We start from the raw sequence: 7,089 nt of genomic DNA on the forward strand, positions 1-7,089 counted from the left end.
CTCGCCTCGATCCCAACCCATGACCTACAGCGTCTCTCCCATCGGCTTCGTCCGCTCCTGCTTCAAGGAGAAGTTCGCCATCCCCCGCCAACCGCAACTGGCTCCGGCCGCACGCGGTGTGCTGGAGCTGGTGGCGCCGTTCGACCAGGGCGAGGCGGTGCAAGGCCTGGAGCAGGTCAGCCATGTCTGGCTGCTGTTCCTGTTCCACCAAGCCCTGGAGGACAAGCCACGCTTGAAAGTGCGACCGCCACGCCTGGGCGGCAACAAGTCCATGGGCGTGTTCGCCACCCGCGCCACCCATCGCCCCAACGGCATTGGGCAGTCGGTGGTGAAGCTGGAACGGGTCGAAACCGGGCGCCTGTGGCTCTCGGGTATCGATTTGCTGGACGGCACGCCGGTGCTCGACATCAAGCCCTACGTGCCCTACGCCGATATCATCCCCTCGGCCTCCAACCGCATCGCCAGCGCCGCGCCTGAGTTGATTGCGGTGCAATGGGCGGACACCGCCCTGGTTCAAGCACACGAGCATGCCACGCGCCTGGAAGAGCCGTTGGTGGAGCTGATCGAACAATGCCTGGCCCAAGACCCGCGCCCGGCGTACCAGATGCCCACAGCCGAACGGGAATACGGTGCGCAGTTCTGGGATGTGGACGTTCGCTGGCATTACCCGCAACCGGGGGTGATCCGAGTATTGGAAGTCGTTCCTGCCGGTAGATAAAACCCGGAAACGAAAAAGCCCGCGCGGCCTTTATCAGGCGGCGCGGGCTTTTTTATGCTCAGTCAGTTGGACCGAGTCGCTGCCATCGCGAGCAAGCTCGCTCCCACACTGGGTCTGTTGTGAACAGAGAATCTGTGTTCAATGAACATCCCTTGTGGGAGCGAGCTTGCTCGCGATGGCGATCTATCAGTCGCCACAACAGCTTACTTCTCTACAAACGCCCGCTCGATCAGGTAGTCACCCGGCTCGCGCATACGCGGCGAAACGGTCAGGCCGAAGCTGTTAAGCACTTCACTGGTCTCGTCGAGCATGCTCGGGCTGCCGCACAGCATCGCGCGGTCGTCCTGCGGATTGATCGGTGGCAGGCCGATGTCGCGGAACAGCTTGCCACTGCGCATCAGGTCGGTCAGGCGGCCTTCGTTCTCGAACGGCTCGCGCGTCACAGTCGGGTAGTAGATCAGCTTGTCACGCAGGGCTTCGCCGAAGAACTCGTTCTGCGGCAAGTGCTCGGTGATGAATTCGCGGTAAGCGACTTCATTGACGTAACGCACGCCGTGGCACAGGATCACTTTTTCGAAACGCTCATAGGTTTCCGGATCCTGGATGACGCTCATGAACGGCGCCAGGCCGGTGCCGGTGCTGAGCAGGTACAAATGCTTGCCAGGCTTGAGATCGTCCAGCACCAGGGTGCCGGTGGGTTTCTTGCTGATGATGATCTCGTCGCCTTCCTTCAGGTGCTGCAGCTGGGAAGTCAGCGGACCATCGGGCACCTTGATGCTGAAGAATTCGAGATGCTCTTCCCAGTTCGGGCTGGCAATCGAGTAAGCGCGCATAAGCGGGCGGCCGTTGGGCTGTTGCAGGCCGATCATCACGAACTGACCGTTCTCGAAGCGCAGGCCCGGATCGCGGGTGCACTTGAAGCTGAACAGAGTGTCGTTCCAGTGATGAACACTGAGGACACGCTCGTGGTTCATGTTGCTCATGTACGGGGACTCCTGGGAATGATGCCTGCGCCGATAATCTGCGCAATTGCATCGCATTCTAATGGCGGCGACAATATCTGTTAAATGGATTATTAAGATAAGGGTTATCGGTTATATCGATATGCGATTTACTCTACGTCAACTTCAAGTCTTCGTCGCCGTCGCCCAGCAAGAAAGCGTGTCTCGCGCTGCGGGCCAGCTCAACCTGTCGCAGTCGGCGGCCAGCACCTCCATCACCGAACTGGAGCGGCAATCGAGCTGCCAGCTGTTCGACCGTGCCGGCAAACGCCTGAGCCTCAATGCCCTGGGCAAACAGCTGCTGCCCCAGGCAGTGGCGCTGCTGGACCAGGCCAAGGAGATCGAAGACCTGCTCAATGGCAAGTCCGGTTTCGGCTCACTGGCGGTCGGCGCGACGCTGACCATCGGCAATTACCTGGCGACCTTGTTGATCGGCGGGTTCATGCAGCGCCATCCGGAAAGCCAGGTGAAGCTGCATGTGCAGAACACTGCCAATATCGTGCACCAGGTTGCCCACTATGAAATTGATCTGGGTCTAATCGAAGGCGACTGCAGCCATCCGGACATCGAAGTGCAAAGCTGGGTGGAGGACGAACTGGTGGTGTTCTGCGCCCCTCAACACCCGCTGGCCAAACGCGGCCAGGCGACCATGGAGGAATTGACCCGTGAAGCCTGGATTCTGCGGGAACAGGGTTCGGGCACACGACTGACTTTCGACCAGGCCATGCGCCACCACCGCAGCGCGTTGAACATCCGCCTGGAGCTGGAACACACCGAAGCGATCAAGCGCGCCGTTGAATCCGGCCTGGGCATTGGCTGCATCTCACGCCTGGCCCTGCGCGACGCCTTCCGCCGCGGCAGCCTCGTCGCGGTGGAAACACCGGATATGGACCTGGCGCGGCAGTTCTATTTCATCTGGCACAAACAGAAGTACCAGACCTCAGCCATGCGCGAATTTCTCGAATTGTGCCGGGCGTTTACCGCCGGGGCCCAGCGCAGCGACGAAATCGTGTTGCCGGCCATTGCCTGAGCCGTTACAGCAGGATCAGGCCCCACACCAACGCGATCATCGTCAGGGCGACGAACTGGGCAGCGCTGCCCATGTCCTTGGCGTTTTTCGACAATGGGTGCAGCTCCAGGGAGATGCGGTCAATGGCCGCCTCCACCGCCGAGTTGAGCAATTCCACGATCAATGCCAGCAGGCACACGGCAATCAACAGCGCCTGTTCGACACGGCTGACGTTCAGGAAGAACGACAACGGAATCAATACGACGTTGAGCAACACCAACTGACGGAAAGCCGCTTCGCCGACAAAAGCCGCGCGCAGCCCGTCCAAGGAATAGCCGGAGGCGTTGAGGATGCGTTTCAGGCCGGTCTGGCCTTTAAAAGGTGACATAGAGTGAGCAACTGATCGAAAAGGAGTGGAGAAACTAATTCAAACCCGGTCAAAAAAGCGTGAACCCGAACACTAAGCCGGCGGCGAAATTGACTCAAGTTGTTGCAGCAGCAAGGCCGCCTGGGTCCGGGTGCGTACGTTCAGTTTACGGAAGATCGCCGTGACGTGGGCCTTGATAGTGGCCTCCGACACGTTCAGTTCATAGGCAATCTGCTTGTTCAGCAGGCCTTCGCAGACCATGGTCAACACCCGAAACTGCTGCGGCGTGAGGCTGGCCAGGCCCGCGCTGGCGGCCTTGGCCTCTTCGGACACGCTCACGGCTTCAAACGCCTGGGGTGGCCAGCTGACATCGCCGTCCAGGACCGCCTTCACGGCCTTTTGAATCATTTCAAGGGAGCTGGACTTGGGGATGAAACCACTGGCGCCGAACTCCCGGGCCTTGACCATCACTGACGCTTCTTCCTGGGCCGAGACCATGACCACGGGGATCTGCGGGTATTGGCCGCGCAACAGCACCAGCCCTGAAAAACCATAGGCACCGGGCATGTTCAGATCCAGCAGCACCAGGTCCCAATCGGACTTCGCCGTCAACTGGACTTCCAGTTCGGCAATACTGGCCACCTCCGTCAATCGGACATCCGGGCCAAGGCCCAGGGTCACTGCCTGATGCAACGCGCTGCGAAAGAGCGGGTGGTCATCGGCAATCAGGATTTCGTATGTGGCCATTTTTCAAATGATCCTGTTTTTAATGGCAGGCCCGATGCATTCGCGCCTCGCCAAGACAACTCAAGACACCGCCCTGCGGCGGCATCCACAGGGGCACGTGCAACGCCAAACATGACGTTTCAAATACGGTCGGCGCCCTGGTCGGCGCCAAGCATGCCCAGCGAAGCCGGGGTGGTCAAGCAGCACGGCCGCCCCTGAGTCCAGTATGGGCCACTATTGAGCCAATACTGTGTGCGGCGTACGAATGAAGGGTTGCAACTCGGCATGGGCCGGGGTCGACACGTTGACCTCCTGCTGGCCCTTGGCGCCCAGGTAATGCTGGCTGAACACATCGAAATAGGCCTCCAGGGCCGACGCGGCGTCGCTGTCCCCCGCCAGTTCCAGACACAACGCCGCCACTTCCGCAGTGCACAGGTGCTCGCTACGGGTCGAACGACGCAAGCGGTAGCGCGACAGTTTGTCGGGCAGCAGGCTCAGGATCGGCAGCCGGTCGAAATACGGGCTCTTACGGAAAATCTTCCGCGCCTCCGTCCAGGTCGCGTCCAGCAGAATGAACAACGGGCGCTTGGACTGATCGAGGTCCACCGTGTGGGTGACCCGCGATGGCTCGACGTATTCACCCGGAAACACCAGGTACGGCTGCCATTGCGGATCGTTCAGCAACGCCAGCAGTTGCTCATCGACCTCGGTGCGCGACCAGATGAACGCATGGTTGTCACGCACCACATCGGCGATCAGCCAACCGGTGTTGCTCGGCTTGAACACTTCCTTGTTGGTCATGATCAGGCAGACCCCGGAACGGGTTTCGACGCTCGGACGCCAGGCACACAGGCAATGGCTCTCGATCACCCGACAGGCGCTGCAACGGGGGGCGCGCCAGCCTCGGGCCTGGATCGGCCTGATCCCTTCATCGATGCGCTGGTCGCGCAGGCGGGCTACGGCGTTAGGGGCGTGATTCATCGTAGGCGACGCCGACAGACAGGAAAACTCGACACGAACAACACTCGGCAGGGCAATAAAGGCCGGCAGTCTACCAGAGCGCACGAGCCTGTACCGTCCACCCGGGCTCCCCTATAATCCCCGGCCACTGAACGCACAGTCATGTGATCGGTCGAACCACCAGTCACTGAACCAGGAGAGTTTCATGCTGCGCCTTATCGTCCCTACCGTTGCCGTTCTGCTGGCGACGTCCTTCAGCGCTCAGGCTGCCTCGCTGAAAGAACTCGAACTGAACAAGATGCTGCAGAACGTTGCCAAGGAAAGTAGCGTCGGTACGCCGCGGGCGATCAACGAAGACATTCTCGACCAGGGGTATACCGTCGAAGGCACCGAGCTGATCAACCACCTCAGCGTGCAAAGCAGCCATGCCCAGAAAATGCGCGCAGACCCCAAGGCCGTGTATTTCCAGCTGGGCTCCACGGTGTGCACCAATCCGGGCTTCCGCAAGTTGATGGCCAAGGGCGCGACAATGCGCTACGAATTCACCGAGGTTAAGACCAACCGCCCGGTCGCGACCGAGCGCTTCCAGGAATCGGATTGCCCGAAACCCGCCAAGACGAAGAAGTAATCAACCCGAGCTTGCGCGCCGCTGCTCATCGTCGGCGCGCAATTCCGCTACCAGCGCCTGCAGGTAGCGCGAGCGCCATGCCCGCCCTCCCAGTCGACGACAGCATTCCTCCTCAAGACTCACCCGATTGGCCTGTGCCGATTCCAACAGCATCAAGTACAACTGCCTGTCGAGCTCCAGAGTCACCCTGGTCATCTCTCCCGCCTCCATGCCCGTCCGCTTCAATCCATCACCTAGCACCAGCCCTGAGCGCCAAATTGCATTGGCACGCTTGTTATCAGTAAATCAGAGCGGCACACACCCGGCCGGCAATCTGACGAGCGGTGCGATATTGCGGTGCACTTATCCAGCGGTTGCCAACGGTCACTTTTGAGCGCCATGATCAGGACAGCAAAGATCGGCTAGATTCAGAAGTATTCTGAGTATTTGCATCGGGCAGAAAGAGGCTGCCCGGCCAACACCTTGGCGTGCTTGTTTTCATCAAAAGGGAAAAACAGAACCCGCTGGATGGCTTGGTCGCCGTGCTGCAGACCGCGTCAAGCCAGGTCAACCTCCAGGCCGCTGCCTGGGCTGACGGCGACACACGAAGTGTCGTGGCCCTGATGAATCTCTCATCCGGGCCAGGGTTTTGTTAAGAAGGAGAAGTTGAATGCCTTATAAACCGAATGACCTGCTCAGTCGTCATTTTGAGAACCACGGCCACGACCTCACCCGCAAGGTCGAAGAACAACTCAACCTGGTGTCTCCCAACAGCCCCAACCTCCCCATTTACCGAGACATGATCCTGACTGTGCTGCGCATGGCCCAGGAAGATCACAACCGCTGGAATGCCAAGATCACGTTGCAGACCCTGAGGGAATTGGAACACGCCTTCCGTACGCTCGAACAATTCAAGGGCCGGCGCAAGGTCACGGTTTTCGGCTCGGCCCGAACGCCTATCGAACATCCGCTGTACGGCCTGGCCCGAGAGTTGGGCGCTTCGCTGGCCCGCTCGGACATGATGGTCATCACCGGTGCCGGCGGTGGCATCATGGCCGCTGCCCATGAAGGCGCGGGACGTGACCATAGCCTGGGGTTCAATATCACCCTGCCTTTCGAACAGCACGCAAACCCGACCGTCGAAGGCACGTCGAACCTGCTGCCGTTCCACTTCTTCTTCACCCGCAAGCTGTTTTTCGTCAAGGAGGCCGATGCGCTGGTGCTCTGCCCTGGCGGTTTCGGCACGCTGGATGAGGCGCTGGAAGTCCTGACGCTGGTCCAGACCGGTAAAAGCCCACTGGTACCGGTGGTCCTGCTGGATGTTCCCGGGGGCAGGTTCTGGCAAAGCGCCCTGGACTTTATCCGCGAGCAGCTGGAAGAGAATCGCTACATCCTGCCCACCGACATGAAGCTCATGCGCCTGGTGTACAACGCCGAAGAGGCCGTGGAGGAGATCAATCAGTTCTACCGCAACTTCCACTCCAGTCGCTGGCTCAAGCATCAGTTCGTGATCCGCATGAATCACAAGCTAAGCGAACAGGCACTGCAGCAGATGCAGGTAGATTTCGCCGACCTGTGCCTGAACGACTGTTTTCATCAACATGACTACAGCGGTGAAGAGCACGACGAGGCCCGGTTCAGTCACCTGACACGCCTGACGTTTACCTTCAACGCCCGCAATCATGGTCGTTTGAGGGAGTT

General features: G+C 59.9%; 9 protein-coding genes. 4 read left to right on the forward strand and 5 right to left on the reverse strand.

Annotated elements, in window-relative coordinates:
- The first annotated feature begins 19 nt into the window (after positions 1 to 19).
- Positions 20 to 718 carry a tRNA (N6-threonylcarbamoyladenosine(37)-N6)-methyltransferase TrmO gene (gene tsaA / locus J4E53_RS29110; protein WP_060738942.1) on the forward strand — a complete coding sequence of 233 codons (699 nt, stop codon included), beginning with the start codon at positions 20 to 22 and terminating at the stop codon, positions 716 to 718.
- Positions 719 to 921: 203 nt separating this feature from the next.
- Here tsaA and fpr read toward each other — a convergent pair whose 3' ends face one another.
- Positions 922 to 1,701, reverse strand: coding sequence for a ferredoxin-NADP reductase (fpr, locus tag J4E53_RS29115; RefSeq protein ID WP_003184787.1), 780 nt, complete (start codon positions 1,699 to 1,701; stop codon positions 922 to 924).
- Positions 1,702 to 1,822: 121 nt separating this feature from the next.
- Here fpr and J4E53_RS29120 point away from each other — a divergent pair, with 121 nt between their 5' ends.
- On the forward strand, positions 1,823 to 2,749 hold the full coding sequence (locus J4E53_RS29120) for a LysR family transcriptional regulator (protein WP_060738943.1): 927 nt from the start codon (positions 1,823 to 1,825) through the stop codon (positions 2,747 to 2,749).
- 4 nt (positions 2,750 to 2,753) lie between these two features.
- Here the strand turns inward: J4E53_RS29120 and J4E53_RS29125 are convergent, their stop codons facing one another.
- The 3 genes from J4E53_RS29125 to J4E53_RS29135 all read right to left on the reverse strand — a co-directional run bounded on the left by J4E53_RS29125 (position 2,754) and on the right by J4E53_RS29135 (position 4,802).
- The gene (locus tag J4E53_RS29125; RefSeq protein WP_053118952.1) at positions 2,754 to 3,116 is read right to left on the reverse strand and encodes a diacylglycerol kinase; all 363 of its coding nucleotides are present in this window, start codon (positions 3,114 to 3,116) and stop codon (positions 2,754 to 2,756) included.
- Positions 3,117 to 3,188: 72 nt separating this feature from the next.
- The gene (erdR, locus tag J4E53_RS29130) at positions 3,189 to 3,842 is read right to left on the reverse strand and encodes a response regulator transcription factor ErdR (RefSeq protein WP_060738944.1); all 654 of its coding nucleotides are present in this window, start codon (positions 3,840 to 3,842) and stop codon (positions 3,189 to 3,191) included.
- Positions 3,843 to 4,055: 213 nt separating this feature from the next.
- A complete protein-coding gene (locus J4E53_RS29135) occupies positions 4,056 to 4,802 on the reverse strand; it encodes a tRNA-uridine aminocarboxypropyltransferase (protein WP_103311209.1) in 747 nt (248 codons plus the stop codon).
- Between the two features lie 184 nt (positions 4,803 to 4,986).
- Between J4E53_RS29135 and J4E53_RS29140 the strand changes: the two genes are divergently transcribed.
- On the forward strand, positions 4,987 to 5,409 hold the full coding sequence (locus J4E53_RS29140; RefSeq protein WP_003198359.1) for a quorum-sensing-regulated virulence factor family protein: 423 nt from the start codon (positions 4,987 to 4,989) through the stop codon (positions 5,407 to 5,409).
- On the opposite strand, the gene J4E53_RS29145 is transcribed toward J4E53_RS29140, so the two are convergent.
- A complete protein-coding gene (locus J4E53_RS29145) occupies positions 5,410 to 5,604 on the reverse strand; it encodes a hypothetical protein (protein WP_003198357.1) in 195 nt (64 codons plus the stop codon). It lies immediately after the preceding gene.
- A 454-nt stretch (positions 5,605 to 6,058) separates the two neighbouring features.
- Between J4E53_RS29145 and J4E53_RS29150 the strand changes: the two genes are divergently transcribed.
- On the forward strand, positions 6,059 to 7,089 hold a 1,031-nt coding region (locus J4E53_RS29150), incomplete at its 3' end, for a TIGR00730 family Rossman fold protein (protein WP_207268252.1).

The sequence above is a fragment of the Pseudomonas sp. FW305-28 genome, from assembly GCF_017351395.1.
GTDB lineage: Bacteria > Pseudomonadota > Gammaproteobacteria > Pseudomonadales > Pseudomonadaceae > Aquipseudomonas > Aquipseudomonas fluorescens_AA.

Bases quoted from the DNA above. Each gene is read 5' to 3' on its own strand.
- J4E53_RS29135 (WP_103311209.1), bottom strand. From the start codon at position 4,802: ATGAATCACGCCCCTAACGCCGTAGCCCGCCTGCGCGACCAGCGCATC.
- tsaA (WP_060738942.1), top strand. From the start codon at position 20: ATGACCTACAGCGTCTCTCCCATCGGCTTCGTCCGCTCCTGCTTCAAG.
- J4E53_RS29125 (WP_053118952.1), bottom strand. From the start codon at position 3,116: ATGTCACCTTTTAAAGGCCAGACCGGCCTGAAACGCATCCTCAACGCC.
- J4E53_RS29140 (WP_003198359.1), top strand. From the start codon at position 4,987: ATGCTGCGCCTTATCGTCCCTACCGTTGCCGTTCTGCTGGCGACGTCC.
- erdR (WP_060738944.1), bottom strand. From the start codon at position 3,842: ATGGCCACATACGAAATCCTGATTGCCGATGACCACCCGCTCTTTCGC.
- J4E53_RS29120 (WP_060738943.1), top strand. From the start codon at position 1,823: ATGCGATTTACTCTACGTCAACTTCAAGTCTTCGTCGCCGTCGCCCAG.
- fpr (WP_003184787.1), bottom strand. From the start codon at position 1,701: ATGAGCAACATGAACCACGAGCGTGTCCTCAGTGTTCATCACTGGAAC.
- J4E53_RS29145 (WP_003198357.1), bottom strand. From the start codon at position 5,604: ATGACCAGGGTGACTCTGGAGCTCGACAGGCAGTTGTACTTGATGCTG.